Origin of the sequence: Ruegeria sp. ANG-R (genome assembly GCF_000813985.1) — a bacterium.
Lineage (GTDB): Bacteria > Pseudomonadota > Alphaproteobacteria > Rhodobacterales > Rhodobacteraceae > Ruegeria.
Map to the genome: position 1 here is coordinate 395,691 of NZ_JWLJ01000001.1, position 26,904 is coordinate 422,594.

Sequence of the window (26,904 nt, forward strand, 5' to 3'; positions counted from 1 at the left end):
TGAAACATGCCGAGAGAATACCTCAAGAAAGCAACGCTCACATCAAAAAGCGATGCCTCGGAAACCAAGAAAATTGTTCGGGAAATCCTCGATGATATCGAAGCGGGCGGGGATGCCAAAGCGTTGGAATATGCCGCAAAGTTCGATCAGTATGATGGCGAAATCATCCTGTCCCCGGAAGCGATTGAGGCTGCTGCGGCATTGGTGCCTGATAAGCTTCGGCGCGATATTCAGTTTGCGCATGATAATGTCAGGCGCTTTGCCCAAGCACAGTTGAGCACAGTCGCCGATTTCGAGATCGAAGTTGTCCCGGGCCTGATCGCCGGTCAAAAGGCGATCCCTGTTTCCGGGGCAGGGTGCTATGTACCCGGCGGGCGTTACAGCCACATCGCCAGCGCGATCATGACCGTCACGACGGCCAAGGTCGCTGGCTGTAAGAACATCGTTGCTTGCTCTCCGCCACGACCAGGTGTTGGCGTCGCGCCGGCGATCATCTATGCCGCGCATGTCTGTGGTGCAGACAAAATCCTTGCCATGGGCGGTGTGCAGGGAGTTGCGGCCATGACATTTGGGCTGTTCGGGCTGCCCAAGGCCAACATTCTTGTTGGCCCCGGCAATCAGTTCGTGGCCGAGGCCAAACGGATGCTATTCGGCCGTGTCGGCATCGACATGATTGCGGGTCCGACCGACAGTTTGATCCTTGCCGACGCAAGCGCCGATCCGATGATCGTTGCGACCGACCTGGTGGGGCAGGCCGAGCATGGATACAATTCACCTGTCTGGTTGGTGACGGATGATCGCCCGCTGGCAGAAGAGGTGATGCGCCTTGTTCCGCTGCTGATTGACGATCTGCCCGAGGTCAATCGTGACAACGCCACCGCCGCCTGGCGCGACTATGCCGAGGTGATCCTGTGTGCTGATCGCGAGGAAATGGCAGCCTGTTCCGACGATTATGCGCCAGAACACCTGACCGTGCAGGCCGACGATCTGGAATGGTGGCTGGACCGGCTGTCGTGCTACGGGTCCTTGTTTCTGGGTGAGGAAACCACCGTGGCCTTCGGCGACAAGGCCTCGGGGACGAACCATGTGCTGCCAACGTCGGGTGCCGCCAGCTATACCGGTGGTCTGAGCGTACACAAATACATGAAAATCGTAACCTGGCAGCGCGCCACGCGGGAGGGGGCGAAACCGGTTGCCGAGGCGACTGCACGTATCGCCCGGCTGGAAGGCATGGAAGGACATGCGCGCACCGCCGACATCCGGCTCCAGAAGTATTTCCCCGGCGAAAACTTCGATCTGTCTGCCGATGGCTGAGTTTCCGCCCTCTGAACTGTTCAACGTCGCGGGACGGGTGGCCTGTGTCACCGGCGCCAGCTCTGGTCTTGGTCGTCGTGCGGCCGAGGTGCTGGCGCGTGCGGGTGCGTTGGTTGTCGCCGTCGCGCGGCGCGCCGACATGCTCGATGAGTTGTGTTCCGGCACAGATGGAGAACTCAGGGCGGTTCAGGGTGATGTGGCGGATCGGGGGGCAATTGACGATCTTGTTCAGCAGATCTGCGCAGGGTTCGGCCCGCCCGATATCGTGATCCATGCTGCGGGCCTTAACACGAGAGAAGACGCAGATGCTGTCTCTGCCGAAGGCTGGGATGCGACCATCGCGGTGAACCTTACGGCTCCGTTTTTTCTAAGTCAGAAGCTGGTCCCCGGGATGCAACGGAAGGGGTGGGGACGGATTGTGAATTTCGCGTCACTACAGTCCTTTCGCGCCTTTCCCGGCGGCATCGCCTATGGCGCCAGCAAAGGCGGTGTGGCGCAACTGACCCGCGCCATGGCGCAGGCCTGGTCCAAAACAGGTGTCAACATCAACGCGCTGGCGCCGGGTTTTTTTGAAACCGAGCTTACCGCAGCGGTTTTCGCTGACGAGCAGCGTGCGGCCCGCAACGCCACACAAACCTGTATTGGCAGGAACGGTGAGCCTGAAGACCTCGACGGGCCGCTGCTTTTCTTATGTTCCGAAGCGTCGCGATACGTGACCGGACAAGTACTGATGCTGGATGGGGGGTATACGGCGAAATGAAGGCGCTGGTTTACGATGGGCCCGAGACCATTGACTACCGAGATGTACCCGAGCCTGCCCCGGCTTTGAACGAGCAGCTCATACGGGTGAGCGCGGCGGGCATATGCGGCTCAGACATGCACGCTTATCTTGGGCATGACGATCGACGACCGGCCCCTCTCATTCTTGGGCACGAAGCGGCTGGCGTAATTGTAGGGGGCGCACGCGATGGCGAACGTGTCACCATCAATCCTCTGGTCAGCTGTGGTGAATGTAATGCCTGCAAAGTAGGGCGCGAAAACCTGTGTCCAAACAGGCAGATCATTTCGATGCCGCCACGCGAAGGGGCGTTCGCGCAATTCGTCGCGATGCCTGACAACAATCTGATAACTGTGCCGGACGATTTTCCTTTGTCCAAAGCAGCCCTTGCCGAACCGCTTGCGGTCAGCTGGCACGCCGCACGTTTGGGGCTTCAGACACTGCACAATTCGCTGGAAAGACGTGCTATGGTTATAGGTGGCGGTGCGATCGGATTGGCGGCGGCTCTGGCCTTGAAAGCGATGGGCTTTGAAACCGTGTCGGTTCTGGAGCCCAATCCAGTACGGCGCGACTTCCTGAAACGGAGATGCGGAGTAAAGGCAATTGATCGCGCCGATGACGCTGTCCCACTTGTGGTAGACGCCGTTGGCTATGCGGCGACCCGTGCTGCAGCCTCGGGGCTGGTCTCTCCCGGCGGTGCGATTATTCACATTGGCTTGGGCGAAGATACAGGAGGTCTGGATATCCGCCGGATGACCCTGCAGGAAATCACTTTCTCGGGCACCTACACCTATACCAGAACCGATTTTCGAGACACGGCACACGCGATGTTCGACGGGCGCCTCGGACCTCTCGACTGGATCGAATCCCGGCCTCTGTCCGAAGGGGCATTGGCCTTTCAGGATATCAGATCCGGCGCAGTTGCAGCGCCAAAGACAATTCTCATTCCCAATGACTGACCTTCAAGGAGAAACCAAATGGCAGAAATCCCGCACCTTCTTGTGCACGAGCGTGACGACAATGTCGGCGTGGTCGTGGTTGAGGGGCTGACCGCTGGCACAGACATGCTGTGTTGCATCACGCATGACAATTCGACCTTCCGCATGACCGCAGGGGCGGATGTCCCGATTGGCCACAAGATCGCACTTGCCGATCTGAAAACTGGTGACACCGCCATGAAGTATGGTGAGGACATCGGCAAGATCATCGCTGACATCCCCAAGGGGGATCATGTCCACACCCACAACTGCAAAACCAAACGCTGGTAAGGAGCGCAAGATGGCATCGAAGTATTCCAACATGACCGTCAAAGCATATCGGCGGGAAAACGGTCGGGTCGGCGTTCGCAATCACGTGGTGATCCTGCCGGTAGACGACATCTCGAACGCTGCGTGCGAGGCTGTGGCAAACAACGTCAAAGGCTCGATGGCTTTGCCACATGCCTATGGACGGTTGCAGTTTGGTGAGGATCTGGAGCTGCATTTCCGGACCATGATTGGCACTGGCGCCAATCCGAATGTCGCTGCTGTTGTGGTGATCGGGATCGAACCGGGTTGGACCAAGCGCATCGCTGACGGCATCCGTGAGACCGGTAAACCTGTTGCCGAATTCTCGATCGAACAGAATGGCGATTTTGAAACCATCCGGGCCGCTAGCTGGAAAGCCAAAGAGTTCGTGCACTGGGCCACCGAACTGCAGCGGGAAGAGTGCAATATTTCCGAGCTTTGGGTTTCGACCAAATGTGGAGAAAGCGACACGACAACCGGACTGGGCTCGTGCCCGACGGTCGGTAACATGTATGACAAACTGCTACCCGAAGGGATCACAGGCTTTTTCGGCGAAACCTCTGAAATTACAGGGGCAGAGCATATCTGCCAGAAACGAGCCGTGAACGAGGAAGTCGGTGAGCGCTGGTATCAGATGTGGAAAGCGTATCAGGATGACGTGATCTTTGCGCATCAGACGGATGACTTGTCTGACAGTCAGCCAACTAAGGGCAATATCGAAGGCGGCCTGACCACAATTGAAGAGAAGGCGCTGGGGAACCTGGAAAAGATCGGTCGTACGTCCAAGTACATCGATATTCTTGAACCGGCGGAAGCGCCGCAATCCGGGAACGGGCTGTATTTCATGGATTCGTCTTCGGCCGCGGCCGAGTGTGTCACGTTAATGGCGGCAGGAGGCGCGGTCATCCATACCTTCCCGACCGGTCAGGGTAACGTGGTCGGCAACCCGATCGTTCCGGTCATCAAGATTACCGCCAACCCGCGCACTGTACGCACCATGAGCGAACATATCGACGTTGACGTTTCAGGTATCCTGCGCCGTGACATGACGATTGATGAGGCCGGAGATGCGCTGATCGAAATGATCTGCCGCACCGCCAATGGCCGCAATACCGCGGCAGAAGCGCTTGGCCATCGCGAATTCTCCATGACCAAGCTGTACCGCAGTGCATAACCGTACAGCCGGGCGCCACGCTTTTGGCGCCCGGCAAATGCTCTGTCCGTTTGCGACTGCATTGGCGATACCGGGTGCAGAGTTCGACGAGTGCCAGTCTCACGCCGCAACCCCGTGCAAGACGTGGCTATTTTGACCACGCTTGCGAAGCCGGACCATGCCCGCGACGGTAGATTTGAACAACGAGGAACAGCACATGCCTAACCACATCCTTATCCCTGTTGCTCTGGATCACGAAAGTCTGGCCAGACAAAAGCTTGAGGTCGCAAGACGGTTGTTGGACGATGGGGGCCGGATCACTCTGCTGACAGTGCTCGAAGAGATTCCGGGCTTCGTGGCCGAGTTCGTAACGGTAAAAGAAGCCAACCATCTGACTGAAAGCGTGAAGTCCAAACTTAGGGAAATAGCTGCAGATGAAAAGGATATCGCGATCGATGTCATCTCGGGCAAAGCCGGCGTGCGTATTCCTGAATATGCGGCAAAAGCCGGTGTGGACCTGATTGTTGTCGGGTCACAAAAACCTGGTGCGACCGGGTATTTCCTGGGATCGACCGCTTCACGGATCGTTCGCCGGGCCGATTGTGCGGTCTATGTGCTCAGATAGCGCGAATGCAGATCGGTCTCGAACAGGATCACTCATGATCTTATGCCCGAAACGCTTTATTTGCCGTGCCAGGGTCGTCGTGGCGCGCCCGTGATCGAAGTTGGCAGCGCAAGACGCAGTGTAGAATACGAATTTTGGAAGCAGTGGTAGCCCGTAGGGGAATCGAACCCCTCTTTCCAGGTTGAAAACCTGGCGTCCTAACCGATAGACGAACGGGCCATCTAAGAACTGGCGCAAGCATAAATGGTAGCCCGTAGGGGAATCGAACCCCTCTTTCCAGGTTGAAAACCTGGCGTCCTAACCGATAGACGAACGGGCCACGCTGGCTTGTGGAGGGCCTTTTACGGATAACCCAGCACCCCCGCAAGACGAAAAACGCAAGGCTATGAAAGTTTTTTGGGCCTTTTGGCGGGAATGAGAATTTGTACTCAGTCGGCTTCCGCCGCGTCTTCCAGCCGAAGTTGTACACTTTGCCGTCCGCCCCAGGAGTTAACCTCAAGCCGTCCGGCGAAATGGAACCGTGCGCCGCCGTGGTTGGACAAGCGATTACCCAGTGGACCATCGAACGCTCCGAAGGCGATTGCGTCCAGACCACCGGACATACCATCCGACAGTGACAGCTTCAGATGAGACTCTCCCACGCGCTTTGCAAAGCGCACCTGCAGATCGGGCAGGGCGTAGCGCGGGGCAGGGGCTCCGGCACCGAACGGCCCCGCCTGATCGATCTGCTCGATCAAATCGACCCTGGCGGCCCCGGGCATCAGCGCCCCGTCCAGCTTCAGGTCTGCTGGGCCGCTTTGCCCCGCGCCCTGCTTTGCCAGCAACTCTGACAGACGCGCCATCGCGGGCTCCAGTTGGTCGCGCATTACTGTCAGGCCCGCAGCCATCTTGTGGCCTCCGCCCTTGACCAACAGCCCTTCGGAGGCAAGGCGCTGAATCGAAGCCCCCAGATCTACGCCCGAGACCGAACGACCCGAACCTTTGCCCTCTTCCCCGTCAAACCCAATAACGACAGCAGGCCGGTTCGCGGTCTCTTTCAACCGCGATGCTACGATGCCGACAACGCCCGGATGCCACCCGTCACCCGCAGCCCAGACAAGCGGCGCATCCAGTCCGCGTTCGTCGGCCTGCGCCAGCGCCGCAGCGCGGACTGTGTTTTCGATCTCGCGCCGTTCGGAGTTTAACGCGTCCAGTCGTTCTGACAGGGCTTCGGCTTCGGTGACCGAGTCGGTGCTCAGCAACCGTGCGCCCAGATCTGCCTGCCCAATGCGCCCGCCCGCGTTCACGCGCGGCCCAAGCAGAAATCCAAGATGATAGCTATTGGGGGCGGTATCCATCCGTGCCACATCCGAAAGCGCGACCAATCCCGGCCTTTGCCTTTGGGCCATGACTTTCAGCCCTTGCCGAACCAGAGCCCGGTTGGCCTCGATCAGCGGAGCGACATCCGCCACCGTGGCCAGTGCTACCAGATCGAGCATCGCCATCAGGTCCGGCCCTTTGGCTCCGGCCTCGCGGAGTTGGCGGCCAGCCTCGACCAGCATCAGAAACACCACGGCAGCGGCGCAGAAATATCCCAGATCGCCGCTCTCATCCTGCCGGTTCGGGTTCACCACTGCCACGCAGTCAGGTAATGTTTCTCCGCCCAGATGGTGATCCAGAACGATCACATCCGCACCTTTGGCAGCAGCGATGGGTTCGTGGCTGAGTGTCCCGCAATCCACGCAGATGATCAGGTCATGGCTTGAGGCCAATTCCCGCATGGCGGGGATATTTGGCCCGTATCCCTCATCAATCCGGTCGGGCACATAGAGTGTCGCGGCAAGCCCCATCTGGCGCAGCCACACCAACAACAGCGCCGCCGAACTGCCCCCGTCCACATCATAATCTGCGAATACTGCAATCTTCTGCCGATTACGCACGGCCTCGAGAAACCGCGTGGCGGCGACCTCCATATCCTTCATCGAACGCGGATCGGGCAGCAACTCCTTCAGCTTGGGCTCCAGAAAACCCCTTGCTTCCATGACCGGGACGCCGCGCCGCGCCAATACCTGACACACGGCGCGCGGCAGATCGGTCTGCTGGGCCATCATCTCAGCCGACCGCTCGACGTCGATCGGGGGTCCAACCCAGCGCCGCCCCGTCAATGATTGCTCAACACCTAGAAACGCCACATCTCACCTCATGCACCAAGGCCGGACCCCTTCGGACCCGGCCTCTTCATCTTTTTACAAATACTCTCGCCGAAGGTAGCTGCGCAAGCCGCTATGCGCCGTTATGGGGCCACATCGGGGTGCGATAAGACATCCGCCGGACCGAGCCCGTCTTCGAGCGCATCAACAGCGTCGTCGTCTCGACCCAGCCCGGCTCGCGCTTGATACGTGGCAGCAGCGAACCACCGGTTACGCCGGTGGCGGCAAAGATCACGTCTGCGGTCACCATCTCGTCGCGCGCGTAGACGCGGTCGAGATCGGTGATGCCCGCCTTGGCAGCGCGGCCGCGTTCGTCATCGTTGCGGAACAGCAGGCGGCCGAAAATCTGCCCTCCCATGCATTTCAGAGCGGCGGCGGCCAGAACGCCCTCGGGGGCGCCGCCCTGACCCATGTACATGTCGATGCCTGTAACTTCGCTTTCGGCGCAATGCATCACACCCGCAACGTCGCCATCGGTGATCAGGCGGATCGAGGCTCCGGTGGCGCGAACCTCTGCGATCATCGCTTCATGGCGGGGACGCTCCAATATGCAAACGGTGATATCGGCAGGCTCGCACCCTTTGGCTTTAGCCAACGCTTCGACACGTTCGCGCGGGCTCATGTCCAGATTGACGACGCCCTCAGGGTAGCCCGGCCCGATGGCGAGCTTGTCCATATACACGTCCGGCGCGTGCAGCATCGAACCGCGCGGGCCCATTGCGATGACGGTCAGGGCATTGGGCATATCCTTGGCGGTCAGGGTCGTGCCCTCAAGAGGGTCCAGCGCGATATCCACACCGGGGCCGTTGCCGGTCCCAACCTCTTCGCCGATATAAAGCATCGGCGCTTCATCGCGTTCGCCTTCACCAATGACGACGACGCCTTCGATATCCAGCAGGTTCAGCTGTTCCCGCATTGCATTGACGGCGGCCTGATCGGCAGCTTTCTCATCACCCCGGCCAACCAGCGAGGCAGATGCCAGCGCGGCCTGTTCCGCCACACGTGCAAGGCCCAGAGACAACAGGCGGTCGTTGAAATCGATCTTGGCAGCGTTCATCTTCGAAAATCCTTTGGTCAGCTCAGGCGTTCTATCCGGCATAGCCCGCGCGCAGCACAGGCTGCAAGGGGTCAGACCTGCTCGATGCGCAGGGCAACGGGTTCCCCGGCCACCACATCGGTAGCGCGCAGGCCATCCAATGCATGGTCGAGCGTGGTCCGTGTGGTTTTGTGTGTCACGATCAGCACGGGCGCGGTGCTTTCGGTGTGTCCGTACTGGCGCATCCGGTCGATGGAAACACCGGCATCCCCCAGGATGGCGGCGACCTTGGCCAGGGCGCCGGGTTTGTCCAGTAGTCCGAGCCGCAGATAATAGGGCGCGGGCAGGCCGGTGACGGCCGGCGCGGCCTCTTGCAGCGATGTGGCAGGGCGGCCAAATGTCGGGACGTGCAGGCCGCGCGCCAGATCGCAGACGTCGCCCATCACTGCGCTGGCCGTAGGGCCTTCACCCGCGCCGGGGCCACGCAGGACAATCTGTTCAACCGCATCCCCATCCAGCACGACCATATTGGTTCCGCCCTCCAGCTGACCCAACGGAGAATCGCTCGGCACCAAACAAGGCTGCATCCGCTGTTCCAAACCCCGTGCAGTGCGCTGTGCAACGCCCAACAGTTTGATGCGATACCCCATGTCGTGGGCCTGATGGATGTCATCGAGGCTAATCTGCTGAATACCCTCGATCTCGATCCCGTCGAAATTCGGCTTTGTCCCGAATGCAATCGAAGACAGCAGTGCCAGTTTATGCGCCGCGTCGATGCCGCCCACGTCCAGATTGGGGTCGGCCTCGAGATAGCCCAACTGAGCGCATTCCTCGAACAGGGCGTTGTACCCCAATTCCTGCGATTGCATCCGGGTCAGAATGTAGTTGCAGGTGCCGTTCATCACGCCCATGACGCGGGTGATTTCATTGCCGGCCAGCCCCTCGGTCAGGGATTTGATAACCGGGATGCCGCCAGCGACGGCGGCCTCGAACCGAATGACGCGACCTGCGGCTTCGGCCTTTTCGGCCAATTCCTGACCATGGATCGCCAGCAGCGCCTTGTTCGCGGTGACGACATCCTTGCCACGCGCCAAAGCGGCTTCTACGGAAGCCTTGGCAGGCCCGTTCTCGCCGCCCATCAGTTCGACAAAAACATCAACATCATCGCGCTTGGCCAAGGCAACCGGATCGGTCTCCCAAGCGTAATCCGATAGGTTTACGCCGCGATCTTTGGTGGCATCACGGGCAGAGACAGCGGTGATTTCGATGGTGCGCCCGGTGCGGGCCTGCAGCAGATCGGCATGGCGGCGCACGATTTTGACCACGCCTACGCCAACCGTTCCCAATCCGGCAATTCCAAGCCTCAGCGCCTGTGTCATTCCCTTGGGTCCTTTCTGCTCGCAATACCGCCCGCGATGGCGACGTGTCCTTTGCGCGCTGCCTTAGCGGGTTAAGGGCAGGGGTGCAATCCGTCTAATCTTTCGGTGTCTTTGGTTCGGACGAAATCTTACTCAATCTCGACGTTTTGCAGCGCCTCGGCCTTTTTTGCCAACGCTTCGCTGCGTGTTGTCAGATCTTCTTCAACCTCTGCCGCCTCACTGACCGGGTCCGTGGGGGGGCCAAGGGCCGGGTCCAGAGCAATGAGCTTGGGGTAGGGCGCCTTACGCAAGGCGGCGGTTTCGCTGCCTTCAAGCTCGGGGATATTGGCGCAGCCTGCGGTGGCCAGCATAAGGAGTATCGGCGGCAAAAACTTCATCGCGGACCTTTGGGTTGCGGCGTGTGTCCCGTGATGCACGTTTTGCCGGATTGGTTCAAGCGGGCTTCTATCTGAACGCCTGTTCATATAAGGTGGTGACATGGCGCGTACACAAGGCTCTCATTCCGACATTACCGGCCCTCGCATCCGCGAGGCGGCGCTGGGTCTATTTGCCCGTCATGGTTACGCCGCAGTATCGATGCGGCAGATCGCGGGTGAGGTCGGGGTGCAGGCGGGCGCTCTCTACAATTACACCCCTGACAAGCAGAGCCTGCTGTTTCGTCTGATGCGCGATCACATGCAGGACCTGCTTGCGGCCTATGACGATCTGGATCGGCCGGGCGATCCGCAGGAGGCTCTCCGCCAGTTTGTCGGATTTCACATCCGGTTTCACCTGCAGCGCCCTGATGAGGTGTTCATCGCCTATATGGAGCTGCGCAATCTGACGTCTGAGAATTTCACCGAAATCGAGGCGCTCCGCCGCCTTTACGAGGACTCGCTGGAGAATATCCTGCGCAAGGGCCAGAAATCGGGTCAATTCTCGGTCACCGATACCAAGATCACCACATTGGCGGTGATCGCCATGCTGAACGGCGTAATCACCTGGTATCGCAGCGGCGGGCGGTTGTCGCTTGATGAAGTTGAGCAGGTGTATTGGGACATGGTGCGCAGGGCAGTCTCTGCCTGACCGGCCCTTAGTGGGCCGGGCGTATGAATGTACCGTTTCGCAATTCCCGAAACGCTTGCTGCAATTCGGCCTGCGTGTTCATGACGATCGGTCCGTGCCACGCGACCGGTTCGTTGATTGGTGCGCCTGAGATCAAAAGAAACCGCACGCCTTCAGGTCCGGCCTGAACCGTGATTTCATCGCCTGTCCCGAACCGAACCAGAGTCCTGTCGCCTGACATGTCGCGGATGTTGACCTCTCGCCCGGCGATTTCTTTTTCCAGCAGAACGCCGGTTGGGCGCGACGCATCCGCAAAGGCGGCATTCCCCTCAAAGATATAGGCAAATGCTCTGCGGTAGGTGTCGATACGGAAGGTCTTTTTTACCCCGGCGGGTATGCTGATATCCAGATATTGCGGGTCGGCGGCGATGCCGTCGACAGGACCCGTGCGCCCCCAGAAAGTGCCTACAATCACGCGGACCCTGGTCCCATCATCATCGGTGATCTTGGGAATGTCGGTGCTTCGAACGTCCTGATAGCGCGGCGCAGTCATCTTTTGATCCGAGGGCAGATTGCCCCACAGCTGAAACCCGTGCATCTGGCCTCTGGCCGAGCCTTTGGGCATTTCCTGATGCAAAATGCCGGACCCGGCAGTCATCCACTGGACGTCCCCGGCCCCTAGCGAGCCACTGTTGCCCAGCGAGTCACTGTGATCGACCGAGCCGGACAGGACATAGGTAATCGTCTCGATGCCCCGGTGCGGGTGCCATGGGAAACCGGCCATGTAATCTTGCGGGTTGTCATTCCGAAAATCGTCAAACAACAGAAACGGGTCCAGCTCGGACGGGTCGTGAAACCCGAACGCACGGTGCAGCTTTACGCCTGCACCTTCCATCGTCGGCACAGCCCTGCGGAATTCGAGAGTTGGTCTGAGTGACATTGCGGCCTCCTGAATGTTTGACCGCAAATTATGTCGTGGTTCGGGGCAATCAATTCGCGCAGGAACACCGGCACTGTGCGAAGATGCTCAGACAGGTGACGAGGTGCTGTCCTTTACGTATCAAAGCGGCTAAAGCAGGCAAACAATCAGGAGAACGACATGCAGGAAGAAGTGCTGGCCACGGTCGCAGCCTCGTCCCCGCGACGCTGGACCGGGGTAGGGATGCTGGTCACGGTCGGGGTGTTGGTGATTTACGTGGCGCTGGCCTCACCGCCTCAGTTTGGTTGGCAGGTGTTCCTGCTGGCGGCCGGTGCAGCCGCTTTCTGGCTGGCGCACCGCATGTGGTCCGCAACCGAGGACAGGATCGAGCTCACCCCGTCCCAATTACGCACAGGCTCAGGGCAGGTGATTTGCAAGGTCGAAGACGTCGAAGCCGTCGATCGCAGCGTGTTCGCCTTCAAGCCATCAAATGGCTTTCTGGTGAAAACCCACACTCCGAACTCGAACAACTGGGCCCCGGGTCTCTGGTGGCGCGTGGGCCGACGGATTGGGGTCGGCGGCATGACAGCCGCCGCCGAGACCAAGTTTATGTCGGAGATGCTTTCGGCGATGCTTGCGGAGAAGGATTAACTTATTTTGCAGGGGGTATTGACGACCTGGTCGAAAACCCGCGGGTGCGTGAACACAAAGTTGTCCATCTCGAAATCGGCAAATTCAAAGCCCATCTGGAACGGAGCCTTGTAGGTGTTCTTGGTTTCTACAATGATCATCGACCCGTTAGCAGGCATCACCGGAATCCGATGCTTAATTTTGTCGATTTCGGAGTTTATCAACTGTGGGTAAGTTGTGCCCCTAACGCAGGACCAAACCACATTATGGGCCATCACACCCGAGTTGTTTCCAATATACTCTATATAGGAAACGCGCATCGACACCGGCGACCGCGTGTAGACCATTTCGTTCAACAGATCATACAAAGTATCGATATATTTGGTGTTAATATCGCCATCTTCGCGTGAGATGATGTCGGCAATAGCGTACGCGCCTTTGATGTTGCGCGCGCTTTGACGATAGCTGTCATAGTAGGTGTAGGATGCGAACATCGACCAAAACAGCATCGGTAGGATCAGCATTGCCTCGACCGAGATTACGCCGTCTTCTCGCCTGAAGAAGCCGTTGAACAGACCCTTGAGTCGACTTCGATTTGCGCGGTTAAAGTGAGGCATCAGTTGTACCCGTCGTCGTTTCAGAAGAGTCCTCATCAGAGGTGCTTGATGACCCTCCGAACGGTTCATGAACAAATACCGAAATCGCGTGCAATTCCCATTGGCCATCGTTGTCCTTGCCCGGCTTCACAAGGTCACCCATCATTGAAAAGCCCCAGACGGGTTTAACCTCGAGGCAGGCGCGAATAATCATCAGTTCGTTTGAAGTGCCCTGTTCGAAAACAACATCGTCAGGCTTTCGGATTTCTTCCGGAGTGTCGACGCAATAGGTATTGGGATCCAACTCATTGCCGACGCGGGGGTCAATGGATTTCATCTCAAGCGCAAGGTGATCTGAGCAATTGGATATGATGGCCTCTTCACAGATCATTCTCTTAAGAAGCGCGTGATCCCATTTCTCTTCACCCTCGGGCAAGCGATTAAGCCGAACTTCTCGAATCGTCATGTCCAATGAGCGTTCGAGATCGGCATGATGGAAGGAGAGCAACCCCAAATCCATGCCCGAATAGGCTACGTAGGTGAAGAATGGAAACCACCAGATAATCTCAATGGACGAGGTGCCATCTTCGCGGCGGCAAAATCTGCGCAGCCGCTTTCGCAGTGTCGTGATCATTGGGTCAGCCTCAGATTTTGAATGGAGGTGCCGATCGAATCAAATACACGACCAATCTGACCACTGGTTGCTTCATAATAGCGCGCAGGTTTGATCGCACAGTCTTTTAGGATCTGCTTGACGCTGTTGGGGGCCTCAAACGCAATTGAGAAGATAATGATATCCTTTTTGTCGGCCTGAGTGCAGAGCGAAACAACGTTCGCGTCCTTGGTGGTTGTGTTGGAGGTTAATACGGAATTGTCCCTAAAATTGTTCGCGTAGGTGTTGCCTTTTGTGCGGCGGAGGAGCGACTCGATGGCTTGTCTTTCGGTATATGCCCAGACATCGGGCCAAGTCAGTCTTTCGGCGCTTCCTGGTTCCGGTTCGTCACGAACCTCGCTATAGTAGTTATAGCAGCGTCCCGAGCTATACCAATACTTGCAACGGCGGTATCGAGTACTTCCATCGCCATAGGCATGATCCTGATTGGCCTCTCGTTGCCAATACTTCCAACTACCTCCGACAACTTTCCATTCGTTGACGGGTATATCGGGCCACTTATACAGTCCGTTGTTTTCATCAACGAGCACCGAATACTTATTTGCCCCATCGTTCCAATAGATGTCAGATAGGCCGTCATTGTAAGGTGGAAGAACTTCCCTTTGAAGGTCGTTCTTACCGTCCGTCATCAGAACCACCACCTTCATGGTTTCGGTTGTTTGGGTTGCGCGTGGACGATCTTTGAAAACTTTTGGAACGTTTGTATCATTGGCGACTGAGTTGATCAGAGGTTGCGTGCTCTCATCAAGCAGGGCCAAGCCCCACTTCAGTCCGACGTTGATCGAAGTACTTCCTGCGGCCACCATATTGTCGATCAACTTGGTCAAAACAGTAGTATCATTTTCGATGACGACCATTTCACGTCGATCTTTATCAAGCTCTTCTCTGCAGGGAAAGTTAGGGTCCCAGGGATTGAATTTATCTACCACAGTGCCGGAGCTACGATGGTCGGTGTTTCCGTTTTCTGTGAAGTGCAGGGTTTGCCGCACGGACGGAGGCGGAGACGTCTCTTCGCTTTCGGCACCTATCGAATAAGCTGTAAATGCTGTGGTCGAAAAGTCAGCAGTCTGGAAGTCGATGCAATTGGCAACCTCGTTGCCCCCTGTCGTATTGATTTTGTTCATCAGGTAGTCTGGTACGGCGACTTGTTCGGAATATGGAATGATAGAGATGGAAATATTGTCGTCTTCGGACTTGGCGATCATCTCGAGTATGAAATCGTTAGCCGCCTCCTTAAGGTTGGTCAGCTTTGTTCCTGCCATAGAGCCGGACACATCCAGCACCAACGAGATTTCGACGTTGCCAATCGATTCTTCGGCGATGCTGGTGGCGGTAGTATCAATGTGATCGACACCACTCCATTTCATGAAGTGTGTTTCGATACTCATGTCGGCGCTGGCTTCAACCTTGCGCTTTCCCTCAAGTTGTTCGACCTGTTTGATCGTCCCATCTTCGTTCGTTTCGCAGGTCTCAGGATCAACCACTATTTTCGTGATGATGGCCGGATCGAACCCTTCTTTTCTGATATAGTCGTCTATTACGACTCGCGGGCAAAGTTCCTGATCCAGATCAGCCGCAGCGAGAACCGCGCGGTCCAGCGCGTATTGCAGTCTGACCCTTTCACGATCATATCGCATGACATCCACGGCAAATCCGGCAATGGTGAAGACCATCATGATCAGAAAAAGCGCGAGTATGGTCATCGTGCCGTCTGTCGAAGCAACAAACCGCCGCAAGTGCTGTGAGCACCTGCTCTCGTGGCAGATACGGTTGAAATGGGTCATCAAATCAAACTTGCGCATAACGGGTTCCTCTGTCGATCAGGCGCACTGATGCAAGCTCTTCGCAACTTTAATAATTTATACACGGATCATGGCGAGATTTGGGCGTAGTGGGTGCTATGCCGCTCGTTTTTAACGAGTTTCAGCTTTAGTTTAGGCAATCTCGGTGAGTTTGTTTCCCGTATCGGAACAATCCTGCGGCTTTTTGTTAACGACCGACTCACCGAAGGAATGGATGGGCGGCGTTAACAAAATGATGAAAATAAGTGCAGTTACTGATTGCGGTAAATCATCAGCGGTGCGACAAAACGTCATGACGTATGTCACCTACCGGCACGGAGGATTTTATGACCGCCACTAAAGAACCGAGCTTTCGTGAGAGTGTTGATTTGATGTTCAACAGGGCCGCGTCTCTGATGGACCTGCCGCCGGGGCTGGAAGAGAAGATACGGGTTTGTAACGCCACCTACACCGTCCGCTTCGGTGTTCGACTGAGGGGGCAGATTCACACGTTTACCGGCTATCGCTCGGTTCACTCGGAGCATATGGAGCCCGTGAAGGGCGGTATCCGTTATGCCCTTGCGGTGAATCAGGATGAGGTTGAGGCGCTTGCTGCGCTGATGACATACAAGTGCGCTCTGGTCGAGGCGCCTTTCGGGGGCTCGAAAGGCGGGTTGTGTATCGATCCGCGCCAATACGAAGAACACGAGATGGAGCAGATCACCCGCCGTTTCGCTTATGAACTGGCCAAGCGCGATCTGATCAATCCCTCTCAAAACGTCCCCGCGCCCGACATGGGCACCGGCGAACGCGAGATGGCGTGGATGGCCGACCAATACGCACGAATGAATACGACGGATATCAACGCGCGGGCCTGTGTGACGGGTAAGCCGCTGAATGCCGGCGGTATCGCGGGCAGGGTCGAAGCCACCGGGCGTGGTATTCAGTATGCGCTGCGCGAGTTTTTCCGGAACCCGGAAGACGTCAAAAAGGCAAGCTTGTCAGGCACGCTGGACGGTAAGCGCGTTGTCGTGCAGGGGTTGGGCAACGTGGGCTATCACGCGGCCAAGTTCCTTAGCGAAGAAGACGGGTCACGCGTGGTCGGCATCATCGAATGGGATGGCGCGTTGTATAACCCCGACGGCATCGACGTCGAGGCCGTGCGGCAATGGATCGTCAAGCATGGCGGGGTGAAAGACTATCCCGATGCGACGCATTCAGCCGAGGGTGGCACCGTGCTTGAAGCAGAGTGTGACATCTTGATCCCGGCGGCGCTGGAGGGGGTGATCAATCTGTCCAACGCCGAACGGATCAAGGCGCCGCTGATTATCGAGGCCGCCAATGGGCCGGTGACGGCGGGTGCGGATGAGATATTGCGCAAGAAGGGCACGGTGATCATTCCCGATATGTATGCAAACGCGGGCGGTGTGACAGTGTCCTACTTCGAGTGGGTCAAGAACCTCAGCCACATCCGTTTTGGCCGGATGCAACGCCGTCAGGAAGAGGCCCGGCATGAGTTGATCGTCAGTGAATTGCAGCGGCTGGATCGGTACCTGGGTGACGCCTGGTCGATGTCTCCGGATTTCAAAGCCAAGTACCTTAAGGGCGCGGATGAACTGGAACTCGTGCGTTCGGGCCTCGATGATACGATGCGGATTGCTTACCAGTCGATGAGCGAAGTTTGGCATGATCGCGCCGATGTCGACGATCTGCGCACTGCGGCCTATATCGTTGCGATCGACCGGGTCTCGAAAAGTTATCGCGCCAAGGGCCTCTGAGCACCTGCAAGCGCCATAAACGTTGAAAGCGGCCAGCCTTCGGGTTGGCTGCTTTTCGTTTCGACAAAAGTCGCCAGCGCGGACGGATTGGTCGCCCAGCGACAAGTTTTCGTCGAAAACAGCAGTGGAACCGGATTCCGACATTGTTACTGCTAGGTGAAGTTGGTTTGATGCCGACATACCTGCAGGGAGGTCTGAATGCGTTTCTCCGGCTTACGTGTCCTGAAAGAGGGCCTGACCGGCAATAAGGGCTGGACGCCGCACTGGCGCGAGCCCGAGCCTAAATCCGAATATGACATCGTGATTATCGGTGGCGGCGGTCATGGGTTGAGCACGGCTTATTATCTTGCCAAGGAATATGGCCTGACCAACATCGCGGTTCTGGAAAAGGGCTATATCGGTGGCGGCAACATAGGGCGCAACACAACCATCGTGCGCGCGAATTACTTTTTGCAGGGCAATTCCGAGTTTTATTCTCATTCGCTGAAGTTGTGGGAGGGTCTTGAAGAAGACCTGAACTACAACGTCATGCATTCTCAGCGTGGGATCATCAACCTGTTCCATTCAGATGGGCAGCGGGACGCGGCGGCGCGGCGCGGCAACATGATGATCAGCCAGGGGGACGATGCCATCCTTCTCAATCGTGACGAACTGAAGAAGATGGTGCCCTATCTGAACTTCGATGACCTGCGCTTCCCACTCTATGGCGGGCTCTATCACCCACGCGGAGGGACGGCGCGACACGATGCCGTGGCCTGGGGGTATGCGCGCGGGGCGGATCAGCGCGGTGTTGATCTGATCCAGAATTGCGAAGTGACCGGCATTGATATCGAAAACGGTGCCGTGCGCGGAGTTCAGACTTCGCGCGGGCCGATCCGGGCCAAGAAGGTGGCGATGGTCGCTGCGGGACGGTCAGGGCAGGTGGCTGCGATGGCCGAAATGCGCCTACCGATTGAAAGCCATGTGTTGCAGGCTTTTGTGACCGAAGGATTGAAACCCTGCATTGATCATGTGGTGACCTTTGGCATGGGGCATTTCTATATCAGCCAGTCGGACAAGGGCGGTCTGGTCTTTGGCGGCGATCTGGATTTCTACGCCTCATATGCGGCGCGGGGTAACCTGCCCACGGTCGAAAGCGTGATGGAGGCCGGGATGGCCCTGATGCCGATGATCGGTAAGGCCCGGGTCCTGCGATCCTGGGGCGGGATCATGGATATGTCGCCGGATGGATCACCGATCATCGACAAAACGGATATCGAGGGGCTCTATCTGAACTGCGGCTGGAACTACGGCGGGTTCAAGGCGGTGCCGGGCTCTGGCAACGTGTTCGCGCATCTGATCGCAACCGACCGGTATCACGAAAATGCCACCGGGTTCCGACTGGACCGTTTCCGTACGGGGCGCGGGATCATCGATGAAGAGGGCAAAGGCTCTCAACACAATCTGCATTGAGGGTGGCAATGTCGGGATTGAACTTTCTTGGAATGATAGAGCAGGGGGTGCGGGTATGAGGATCACCTGTCCGTATTGCGGCGAACGGGATCGGCGCGAGTTTTATTATCGCGGCGCGGCTGTCGATCTGGACCGTCCGGCTCCGGATGCCGATGAGGCTGCGTGGGATGACTTCGTCTATCAACGTGAGAACCCGGCGGGGCCGACCCGAGAGCTTTGGTATCACGAAGGCGGTTGTGGCGCATGGATCGTGGTCACGCGAAACACCATGACGCACGAGATGATCGACGTGCAACTGGCGTCGGAGGCACAAGAATGAGGATTGATGGAAAAGGCCTGATCGATCGCACGCAATCGATTCCGTTCGTGTTCGATGGTGTCGGCTATAGCGGCTATTCGGGCGATACGCTGGCGTCGGCCCTGCTAGCAAACGGTGTACGGCTGATGGGGCGCTCGTTTAAATATCACCGGCCGCGGGGCGTCCTGACTGCGGGCAGTGAAGAGCCGAATGCGCTGGTGACCGTCGGGGCCGGGGCTGCGCAGGAACCAAATGTTCGCGCCACGATGCAAGAGATTTACCCGGGGCTGGATGCGCACAGCCAGAACCGCTGGCCGAGCCTGAATTTCGACGTGATGGGGATTAACGATCTGGCTGCGCCGTTTCTGGGTGCGGGTTTCTATTACAAGACCTTCATGTGGCCGAAGAGCTTCTGGGAGAAGCTCTATGAACCCGTCATCCGGCGTGCGGCAGGGCTGGGGGCGCTGTCGGGGCAGGACAATCCCGACAAGTACGAAAGCGCGTATGCCTTTTGTGATCTGTTGATTATCGGCGCAGGACCCGCCGGACTGATGGCCGCGCTGGTTGCGGGCCGCGCCGGGGCGGATGTTATTCTGGCGGACGAAAACAGCCGCGTCGGTGGGCGTCTGCTGGCCGAAAGCTACGAAGTGGACGGAAAGCCGGGTCCGGTCTGGGTTGACGAGGTGCTGGCCGAGTTGGCGTCGATGGACAATGTTCGCATCATGACGCGGACAACCGTCGCAGGTGCCTATGATCAGGGTACTTTTGCGGCGCTCGAACGGGTTTTGCACCACACCGACCGACGCCCTAACGGGGCGCCGCTTGAGACCTACTGGCGGATCGTTGCCAAGCGTTCCGTACTGGCGGCAGGTGCGTTGGAGCGCCCAGTCGCGTTTCGCAACAATGACCGGCCTGGCATCATGACCGCTGGCGCGGTGCGGGCCTATTTGAACCGATGGGGTGTCAGGCCGGGCCGGAACGTGACGATTTTCGGCAACACCGATGACATTCACCGCACCGCGCGCGATTTGCTGGATGCAGGTGTTCACGTCGCGGCGGTGATCGACAGCCGCCATGATGCGCCTTTGTCCGATGACTATGAGGTGCTGCGTGGGGCGCAGGTCTGTGGGACTGCCGGTCGAAAAGGCTTGGAGGCGATCACGGTCCGCAGGGCCAGCGGAGAGGACAGGATTCACACCGATTGTCTCGCGATGACGGGGGGGTGGAACCCTTCGGTCCATCTGACATGCCACATGAATGGCCGCCCGACCTGGCGACGCGAGATTGAGGCATTTGTCCCCACACCGGATGCGGTGCCGGGCATGATCACGGCTGGCGCCTGCAACGGATCGTTCTCGACCTTCGCCTGCCTGCACGAGGGGATCAGCGCGGCGGAGAGCTCTTTAAGTGAGTTGGGACTGAAAGCACCCAAGGTCGCGGTGCCCGAGGCTGAGGATACGCCATACGTTATCTCTCAGCTTTGGGCCGTGCCCGGCAAGGGCCGCGCGTGGCTGGATTTCCAGAACGATGTCACGGTGAAAGACGTCAAACAGGCCGCCACTGAAAACTTCCGATCGGTCGAGCATGTGAAGCGCTATACCACTCAGGGGATGGCCACCGATCAGGGCAAGAACTCGAACGTGGCCGCGCTGGCGGTTCTGGCGGATGCCACTGGAAGAGGTATTCCCGAGACCGGCACGACGACGTTTCGACCGCCTTATGCGCCCATTGCGATTGCGGCGCTGGGTGCGGGGGCCGAAGGGGCTGGCTTCAAGCCTCAACGGTTCACCACCTCGCACAAGGCAACGGCTGCGCGAAAGGCGCCGATGATTGAGGCCGGTCTCTGGTACCGTCCCAGTTATTTCCCGAAGGATGGAGAAACCACATGGCGTCAATCCTGTGACCGAGAGGTCAATATGGTGCGTCAGACGGTTGGCGTGTGTGACGTCTCGACCTTAGGGAAGATCGACATTCAGGGCCCGGATGCCGGAGCGTTTCTGGATTTCGTCTACACAAACATGTTCTCGACATTGAAAGTGGGTCGAACACGGTATGGTCTCATGCTGCGCGAGGATGGGTTCGTTATGGACGACGGCACCACCGCGCGGCTGGGGGAGACGCACTACCTGATGACGACGACCACCGCCGCGGCGGGGGAGGTGATGAAACATCTGGAGTTTGTTCACCAGGGTCTGCGCCCCGATCTCGATGTGTCGTTCACCTCGGTGACCGAGCAATGGGCGCAATTTGCCGTCGCCGGCCCGAAGTCGCGTGAGTTGTTGAACGATCTGCTGGACACACCCATTGACGACGAAAGCTGGCCTTTCATGGCCTGTGGTCCGATCTCGGTGCTTGGGGTGCAGGGTCGCCTGTTCCGCATCTCGTTTTCGGGTGAGCACGCATATGAGATTGCCGTGCCCGCTCGTTACGGCGCCAGCCTGTTCGATATTCTGACCAAAAAAGCCGAGGCGCTGGGCGGCGGGCTTTACGGGATGGAGGCACTGAACGTTCTGCGGATCGAAAAGGGCTTTATTACACACTCCGAGATACACGGACGGACGACCGCGTATGACATCGGCATGGGTCGGATGGTCTCTCAGAAGAAGGATTGCATCGGTAAGACGATGTCCGAACGTCCCGGTCTGGAAGAACCGGGGCGCGAACGGCTGGTCGGGTTGAAACCGATCGGTGAAAGCCGAGAGCTGTTGGCCGGTGCACATCTTTATAAAGAAGAGGCCGAGCCTGTGCGTACCAATGATCAGGGGTATGTGACCTCGGTCTGCTACTCGCCCACGCTGGAAACGATGCTCGGTGTGGGGTTCCTTGCGGATGGGCCGGACAGGTACGGAGAAGTCGTGAAAATGGTCGACCATCTGCGCGGCGTAACGACCCTGTGCGAGGTGGTGAATCCTGTCTTCTTTGACCCTGAGGGAGGGCGCGTTCGTGGATAAACTGGTTGCTAAAACGCCTTGTGACGGGCTGCTGCCTTTGACAGTCGGGTCTGTGACGCTCAGCGAAGAGGAAGCGGTGACGATTCACTCGATCTCGCCCCTCAAGGGTAAGCAAAAAGCGCTGTCCGACGTTTTGAAGGCGGCGCATGGGATGGCGTGTCCGTCGGCCAACCGGGCAACAGGAAAGGCGGGTGCGCGGGCGGTCTGGTTCGGTCCCGCACATGCGATGCTGATCGGGCCGGTGCCGGATGTTGCTTTGATGGAGCACGCTGTCGTCGTGGATCAATCAGATGCATGGACAGTGGTACGGCTGGAAGGAGCCGGGGTGGAAGATGTGCTCGCGCGGGTCGTACCCGTCGATCTGCGAAGCAGCCATTTCAAGCGAGGCCACACCGCCCGAACGCCTCTGTTTCACATGACCGCATCAATCACGCGGGTTGGTGAAAATGCTTTTCAGATCATGGTTTTCCGATCCATGGCTAAGACTTTGGTTCACGATTTGAGAAGGGCGATGGAAGGCGTCGCCGCGCGCGGGTAAGCTGCGCTGAAAGAAACGAATCCGGGAGGCCCCCATGTTGCGTATCGCCATCGTTGCGGCGCTGTTCGCCACGCCAGTGGTAGCACAGGAAACCAAAGAACAAAGCTGCAAGTATCAGGCTGACGTTGTTGCAGCTATACAGAAAGCACGCCTTGACCGGGTCAAGGAACGCGATGTGGCGCAGGCAGTGGCTGACAGTGGTCCGACATGGCCCGAGAACTACAATGCGGCAATCCCGTTGATCGCGCCTTGGGTTTATGAACAGAAGATGCGCGACGTTCGCAAAAAGGACCTTGGCGCAGCCTGGCTGGAACTGTGTATGCAGCAGTAATCCACAGTTACGTTAATTCGCTGTGGATAAGCGCGCCCTCCCCTTGGCGCGCGTTTTCATTTCTGGCAAGTTTGGTCCATGTCATTGCCCCCCGGTTTTCTGGATGAACTGCGCACTCGCCTCAGCCTGTCTCAGGTTGTCGGGCGTAAGGTCATGTGGGATCAGCGCAAGTCCAATCAGGGCAAGGGTGATATGTGGGCGCCATGCCCGTTCCATCATGAAAAGACCGCCTCGTTCCATGTCGATGATCAAAAGGGATTCTATTACTGCTTCGGTTGTCACGCCAAAGGGGATGCGATCAGCTTCGTGAAAGAGACCGAGAATGTCTCGTTCATCGAAGCGGTTGAGATTTTGGCGCGTGAAGCCGGGATGCCGATGCCCGCGCGTGATCCAAAGGCGCAGGAAAAACAGGACCGGCGGTCGCAACTGGCCGATGTCATGGAGCAGGCGGTTCAGTTCTTCCGTTTGCAACTCAAGACCGGGGCAGGGGGCGCGGCACGCGATTATCTGACCCGCCGGGGCTTGAACGCACAGGCATTGGATCGTTGGGAGATCGGTTTTGCTCCTGATGGCTGGCAGTCGCTGTGGGATCACCTGACCGGTAAGAACGTGGCTGAGGAGTTGATCCTTGGCGCGGGTCTGGCCAAGCCTTCAAACAAGGGCAAGAAGCCCTATGATACATTCCGCAACCGGATCATGTACCCGATCCGCGATGCGCGGGGGCGCTGCATTGCCTTCGGCGGCCGGGCGATGGACCCGAATGACAACGCCAAATACCTCAACTCACCCGAGACAGAGTTGTTCGACAAGGGCCGCAGTCTCTATAATCACGGTCCCGCACGACAGGTGGCAGGCAAGGGGCAGCCTCTGATCGTGGCCGAGGGGTATATGGACGTCATCGCGCTGGCCGAGGCCGGATTCGGGGCGTCTGTTGCGCCTCTGGGCACGGCGATTACAGAACATCAGCTGCAGCTCCTCTGGCGCATTTCAGACGAACCGATCATCGCTCTGGATGGCGATACGGCGGGCCTGCGTGCGGCGATGCGAGCGGTCGATCTGGCGTTGCCACTGCTGGAAGCTGGCAAGTCTCTGCGCTTTGCCCTGATGCCCGAGGGCAAGGACCCCGATGACCTGTTGCGTGCCGAGGGACCGGGGGCGGTGCAGGCCGTTCTCGATGCCGCGATCCCGATGGTCAAACTGCTGTGGCAGCGTGAGACCGAGGACAAGGTGTTCGACAGCCCCGAACGCAAGGCTGCGCTGGATAAATCCCTGCGCGAGAAAATCAAGCTGATCCGTGATCCCTCGATCCGGTCACATTACGGGCAGGAAATTAAGGACCTGCGCTGGAAATTGTTTCGGCCGCAGCGACAATCTTCCAATCGCCAATGGCCGCCACGCGGAAAATGGCAGCCGCAGGCTCAACCGGCCACGCCGGGTGCTCGCGCGTCGTTTCTGGCGTCGTCCGAGAACGCGGATATTCAATTGCGGGAAGCGGCCATCCTGGCAATTGTCATTCTGAATCCGCAGGTTGTCGTGCAATTCGAGCATCAACTTGAGGAGATGGATTGCCACGATCCCGATCACGCGGCCCTGCGCGGGGCGATCCTGCGTCACGCAATCGATGATCCTGAAAACTTGCAAGACCACATCATGCAAACTTTGGGACCCGAGCCCCTTGAAAACCTGCTGGCCCTTCGCCATGTGGCTGTCATCCCCTGTGTGTTCAAACCAGGCGACGTCGAAAAGGCCGAGATGACACTGGCCGAGGAACTCGCAAAGATCAAAGCGCTCCGGGGGTTGGATGCCGAGATTGCTGAGGCTGCAGAGGAACTGTCCGATCTGGCCGATGAGGCGTTGACGTACCGGCTGGCTCAGGCCGCCGAAGAGCGCAACCGCACGAGCCGCAGCCAGAACGAGGACAAGGCCCTTTTTGACGTCGCCGACAACGGCGCGCGAATCAACCGCGACGAGAAAGACGCGTTTGAGGCAATCATGTCCGGCATCAATTTTGAGAGGAAACGCCGCTAAAGTGGTGTTTTCGTAAGGCACTGGAAAAGAAAAACGGGTAAACGGGTGGCCGAATCACTTCTACGCGCTAATGATTCGGTGCAAACGAATCACCCATCCCTGCAGGAGCATTGAATGGCCGCCAAGGATACGAACGAAGACCGCAAATCCGACGAGCAGGAACAGGAAATCTCGCTGGACATGAGCCAGGCCCAGGTCAAGAAGATGATCGCCGAGGCCCGCGAGAAAGGTTACATCACCTACGACCAGCTTAATCAGGTTTTGCCGCCTGATCAGGTCAGTTCGGAACAGATCGAGGACGTGATGTCGATGCTGTCCGAGATGGGCATCAATATCATCGAAGATGAAGAGGCCGAAGAAGAAGAGAACAAGGGCTCGACCGAACTGGTGACGACAGACGGGCCTCGCGAAGTTGCGCTGGCCGGTGCGCAGACCGAAAAGCTGGACCGTACCGACGACCCGGTGCGTATGTATCTGCGCGAGATGGGCAGCGTCGAGCTGCTGAGTCGTGAGGGCGAGATTGCCATCGCCAAACGGATCGAGGCTGGCAGGAATACAATGATCGCGGGCCTGTGCGAAAGCCCGTTGACCTTCCAGGCGATCACCATCTGGCACGACGAATTGCTGAGCGAAGACATCCTGTTGCGCGATGTCATTGACCTTGAAACGACATTCGGCAACCAACTGGATGAAGATGGTGACGTGGAGGAGCCCGTCGTCAACACATCCAACGTGCAGGCGGCCAAACCTGAAAAGGATACGGGGCCGGAGCTGGATGCTGACGGCAACCCGATTGCCAGCGATGATGATGACGACGAAGACGATCAGGCCAACATGTCGCTCGCCGCGATGGAAGCGGCACTGAAGGATCAGGTGCTGACCACGCTGGAACGTATCTCGACCGATTTTGCGATGCTGTCCGAGATGCAGGACAGCCGGATTTCAGCGACGTTGAACGAAGATGGCACTTTCAGCGCCAAGGACGAGGAAACCTATCAGAAACTGCGTGCTGAAATTGTTGAACTGGTGAATGGCCTTCACCTGCACAATAACCGGATCGAAGCACTGATCGACCAGCTTTACGGTATCAACCGTCGCATCATGTCGCTGGACAGCGCGATGGTGAAACTGGCCGACCAGGCCCGCATTAACCGTCGCGAGTTCATCGATGCCTATCGTGGCCGCGAGTTGGACCCGAACTGGCTGGCCGAGATGGCGGAAAAGCCGGGCCGGGGCTGGCAGATGTTCATTGAACGCTCGACCGAGAAGGTTGAGGAACTGCGCAACGACATGGCTCAGGTCGGTCAATATGTCGGTCTCGACATCCCTGAATTTCGCCGCATCGTGCAGCAGGTTCAAAAGGGTGAGAAAGAGGCGCGGCAAGCCAAGAAGGAAATGGTCGAAGCCAACCTGCGTCTGGTGATCTCGATCGCCAAAAAGTACACGAACCGTGGCTTGCAATTCCTTGATCTTATTCAGGAAGGTAACATCGGCCTGATGAAGGCGGTGGACAAGTTCGAATACCGCCGTGGTTACAAGTTCTCGACCTATGCGACCTGGTGGATTCGTCAGGCGATCACACGCTCGATTGCGGATCAGGCACGCACAATCCGTATTCCGGTGCATATGATCGAGACGATCAACAAGCTGGTCCGGACCGGGCGCCAGATGCTTCACGAGATCGGCCGAGAGCCGACACCGGAAGAACTGGCAGAAAAGCTGCAGATGCCGCTTGAGAAAGTTCGTAAGGTGATGAAAATCGCCAAAGAGCCGATCAGCCTTGAGACGCCAATCGGCGATGAGGAAGATAGCCAGCTGGGTGATTTCATCGAGGACAAGAATGCCGTGCTGCCGCTGGACAGCGCCATTCAGGAAAACCTCAAGGAAACCACCACACGGGTTCTGGCATCGCTCACCCCGCGAGAGGAACGGGTTCTGCGGATGCGCTTTGGCATCGGTATGAACACCGACCACACGCTGGAAGAAGTCGGTCAGCAGTTCAGCGTGACCCGCGAGCGTATCCGCCAGATTGAGGCGAAGGCGCTGCGGAAGCTGAAACATCCCAGCCGGTCACGGAAATTGCGGTCCTTCCTGGATCAATAAAGCAAAAAAGGCGTCTCATCCG

The 26,904-nt window shown here is 58.0% G+C and carries 24 protein-coding genes and 2 tRNA genes; 16 read left to right on the plus strand and 10 right to left on the minus strand.

Going from position 1 to position 26,904, the window contains the following annotated elements:
- Positions 1-6 precede the first annotated feature (6 nt).
- From hisD to RA27_RS01835, 6 genes are all read left to right on the plus strand, one after another.
- Positions 7-1,314, plus strand: a complete 1,308-nt coding sequence (gene hisD / locus RA27_RS01810) for a histidinol dehydrogenase (protein ID WP_039534421.1) — start codon at positions 7-9, stop codon at positions 1,312-1,314.
- Positions 1,307-2,074, plus strand: a complete 768-nt coding sequence (locus RA27_RS01815) for an SDR family oxidoreductase (protein WP_039534423.1) — start codon at positions 1,307-1,309, stop codon at positions 2,072-2,074. The genes hisD and RA27_RS01815 overlap by 8 nt, the downstream gene beginning before the upstream one ends.
- Positions 2,071-3,051 carry an alcohol dehydrogenase catalytic domain-containing protein gene (locus RA27_RS01820; RefSeq protein ID WP_039534424.1) on the plus strand — a complete coding sequence of 327 codons (981 nt, stop codon included), beginning with the start codon at positions 2,071-2,073 and terminating at the stop codon, positions 3,049-3,051. Before RA27_RS01815 ends, RA27_RS01820 begins: the two co-directional genes overlap by 4 nt.
- Positions 3,052-3,069: 18 nt before the next feature.
- On the plus strand, positions 3,070-3,360 hold the full coding sequence (locus RA27_RS01825; RefSeq protein ID WP_039534425.1) for a UxaA family hydrolase: 291 nt from the start codon (positions 3,070-3,072) through the stop codon (positions 3,358-3,360).
- A gap of 10 nt (positions 3,361-3,370) precedes the next feature.
- Entirely contained in the window at positions 3,371-4,552 is a 1,182-nt protein-coding gene (locus RA27_RS01830; protein WP_039534436.1) for a UxaA family hydrolase, read from the plus strand.
- 196 nt (positions 4,553-4,748) lie between these two features.
- Complete coding sequence (locus RA27_RS01835) at positions 4,749-5,156, plus strand: universal stress protein (protein WP_039536791.1); 408 nt, start codon at positions 4,749-4,751, stop codon at positions 5,154-5,156.
- 144 nt (positions 5,157-5,300) lie between these two features.
- Here RA27_RS01835 and RA27_RS01840 read toward each other — a convergent pair.
- The 6 genes from RA27_RS01840 to RA27_RS01865 form a co-directional block, all read right to left on the minus strand.
- A tRNA-Glu gene (locus RA27_RS01840) sits at positions 5,301-5,375 on the minus strand.
- Between the two features lie 25 nt (positions 5,376-5,400).
- Positions 5,401-5,475: transfer RNA gene (locus RA27_RS01845), tRNA-Glu, on the minus strand.
- A gap of 109 nt (positions 5,476-5,584) precedes the next feature.
- Entirely contained in the window at positions 5,585-7,327 is a 1,743-nt protein-coding gene (gene recJ / locus RA27_RS01850) for a single-stranded-DNA-specific exonuclease RecJ (RefSeq protein WP_039534437.1), read from the minus strand.
- Between the two features lie 91 nt (positions 7,328-7,418).
- Positions 7,419-8,402: a class II fructose-bisphosphatase gene (gene glpX, locus RA27_RS01855; RefSeq protein WP_039536792.1), complete on the minus strand. Its 984-nt coding sequence runs from the start codon at positions 8,400-8,402 to the stop codon at positions 7,419-7,421.
- A 71-nt stretch (positions 8,403-8,473) separates the two neighbouring features.
- The gene (locus tag RA27_RS01860) at positions 8,474-9,760 is read right to left on the minus strand and encodes a homoserine dehydrogenase (RefSeq protein ID WP_039534440.1); all 1,287 of its coding nucleotides are present in this window, start codon (positions 9,758-9,760) and stop codon (positions 8,474-8,476) included.
- A 128-nt stretch (positions 9,761-9,888) separates the two neighbouring features.
- A complete protein-coding gene (locus RA27_RS01865) occupies positions 9,889-10,137 on the minus strand; it encodes a hypothetical protein (RefSeq protein ID WP_039534442.1) in 249 nt (82 codons plus the stop codon).
- 100 nt (positions 10,138-10,237) lie between these two features.
- On the opposite strand from RA27_RS01865, the gene RA27_RS01870 reads away from it, so the two are divergent.
- A complete protein-coding gene (locus tag RA27_RS01870; RefSeq protein WP_039534443.1) occupies positions 10,238-10,825 on the plus strand; it encodes a TetR/AcrR family transcriptional regulator in 588 nt (195 codons plus the stop codon).
- A gap of 7 nt (positions 10,826-10,832) precedes the next feature.
- Here RA27_RS01870 and RA27_RS01875 read toward each other — a convergent pair whose 3' ends face one another.
- On the minus strand, positions 10,833-11,744 hold the full coding sequence (locus RA27_RS01875) for a pirin family protein (protein WP_039534444.1): 912 nt from the start codon (positions 11,742-11,744) through the stop codon (positions 10,833-10,835).
- Between the two features lie 159 nt (positions 11,745-11,903).
- Here RA27_RS01875 and RA27_RS01880 point away from each other — a divergent pair, with 159 nt between their 5' ends.
- Positions 11,904-12,374: a hypothetical protein gene (locus RA27_RS01880; RefSeq protein WP_039534445.1), complete on the plus strand. Its 471-nt coding sequence runs from the start codon at positions 11,904-11,906 to the stop codon at positions 12,372-12,374.
- Here RA27_RS01880 and RA27_RS01885 read toward each other — a convergent pair.
- From RA27_RS01885 to RA27_RS01895, 3 genes are read right to left on the minus strand one after another with little or no spacing between them, the layout of a single operon-like run.
- Positions 12,371-12,970, minus strand: a complete 600-nt coding sequence (locus RA27_RS01885) for a hypothetical protein (RefSeq protein WP_039534446.1) — start codon at positions 12,968-12,970, stop codon at positions 12,371-12,373. The genes RA27_RS01880 and RA27_RS01885 overlap by 4 nt on opposite strands.
- The gene (locus tag RA27_RS01890; protein WP_039534447.1) at positions 12,957-13,583 is read right to left on the minus strand and encodes a hypothetical protein; all 627 of its coding nucleotides are present in this window, start codon (positions 13,581-13,583) and stop codon (positions 12,957-12,959) included. Before RA27_RS01890 ends, RA27_RS01885 begins: the two co-directional genes overlap by 14 nt.
- Positions 13,580-15,424, minus strand: a complete 1,845-nt coding sequence (locus RA27_RS01895) for a TadE/TadG family type IV pilus assembly protein (protein WP_039534449.1) — start codon at positions 15,422-15,424, stop codon at positions 13,580-13,582. Before RA27_RS01895 ends, RA27_RS01890 begins: the two co-directional genes overlap by 4 nt.
- A 326-nt stretch (positions 15,425-15,750) precedes the next feature.
- Between RA27_RS01895 and RA27_RS01900 the strand changes: the two genes are divergently transcribed.
- The 8 genes from RA27_RS01900 (at position 15,751) to rpoD (ending at position 26,882) form a co-directional block, all read left to right on the plus strand.
- Positions 15,751-17,181 carry a Glu/Leu/Phe/Val dehydrogenase gene (locus tag RA27_RS01900; RefSeq protein WP_039534451.1) on the plus strand — a complete coding sequence of 477 codons (1,431 nt, stop codon included), beginning with the start codon at positions 15,751-15,753 and terminating at the stop codon, positions 17,179-17,181.
- 198 nt (positions 17,182-17,379) lie between these two features.
- Complete coding sequence (locus RA27_RS01905; protein WP_039534453.1) at positions 17,380-18,633, plus strand: sarcosine oxidase subunit beta family protein; 1,254 nt, start codon at positions 17,380-17,382, stop codon at positions 18,631-18,633.
- Between the two features lie 55 nt (positions 18,634-18,688).
- Positions 18,689-18,952, plus strand: a complete 264-nt coding sequence (locus tag RA27_RS01910; protein ID WP_039534456.1) for a sarcosine oxidase subunit delta — start codon at positions 18,689-18,691, stop codon at positions 18,950-18,952.
- Positions 18,949-21,882: a sarcosine oxidase subunit alpha family protein gene (locus tag RA27_RS01915; RefSeq protein WP_039534459.1), complete on the plus strand. Its 2,934-nt coding sequence runs from the start codon at positions 18,949-18,951 to the stop codon at positions 21,880-21,882. The genes RA27_RS01910 and RA27_RS01915 overlap by 4 nt, the downstream gene beginning before the upstream one ends.
- On the plus strand, positions 21,875-22,420 hold the full coding sequence (locus RA27_RS01920) for a sarcosine oxidase subunit gamma family protein (RefSeq protein WP_039534460.1): 546 nt from the start codon (positions 21,875-21,877) through the stop codon (positions 22,418-22,420). The genes RA27_RS01915 and RA27_RS01920 overlap by 8 nt, the downstream gene beginning before the upstream one ends.
- 34 nt (positions 22,421-22,454) lie before the next feature.
- Entirely contained in the window at positions 22,455-22,751 is a 297-nt protein-coding gene (locus RA27_RS01925; protein ID WP_039534464.1) for a hypothetical protein, read from the plus strand.
- A 78-nt stretch (positions 22,752-22,829) separates the two neighbouring features.
- Complete coding sequence (gene dnaG / locus RA27_RS01930) at positions 22,830-24,779, plus strand: DNA primase (protein WP_039534466.1); 1,950 nt, start codon at positions 22,830-22,832, stop codon at positions 24,777-24,779.
- A 114-nt stretch (positions 24,780-24,893) separates the two neighbouring features.
- Positions 24,894-26,882, plus strand: coding sequence for an RNA polymerase sigma factor RpoD (gene rpoD, locus RA27_RS01935; RefSeq protein WP_039534468.1), 1,989 nt, complete (start codon positions 24,894-24,896; stop codon positions 26,880-26,882).
- The last annotated feature ends 22 nt before the right edge of the window (positions 26,883-26,904 follow it).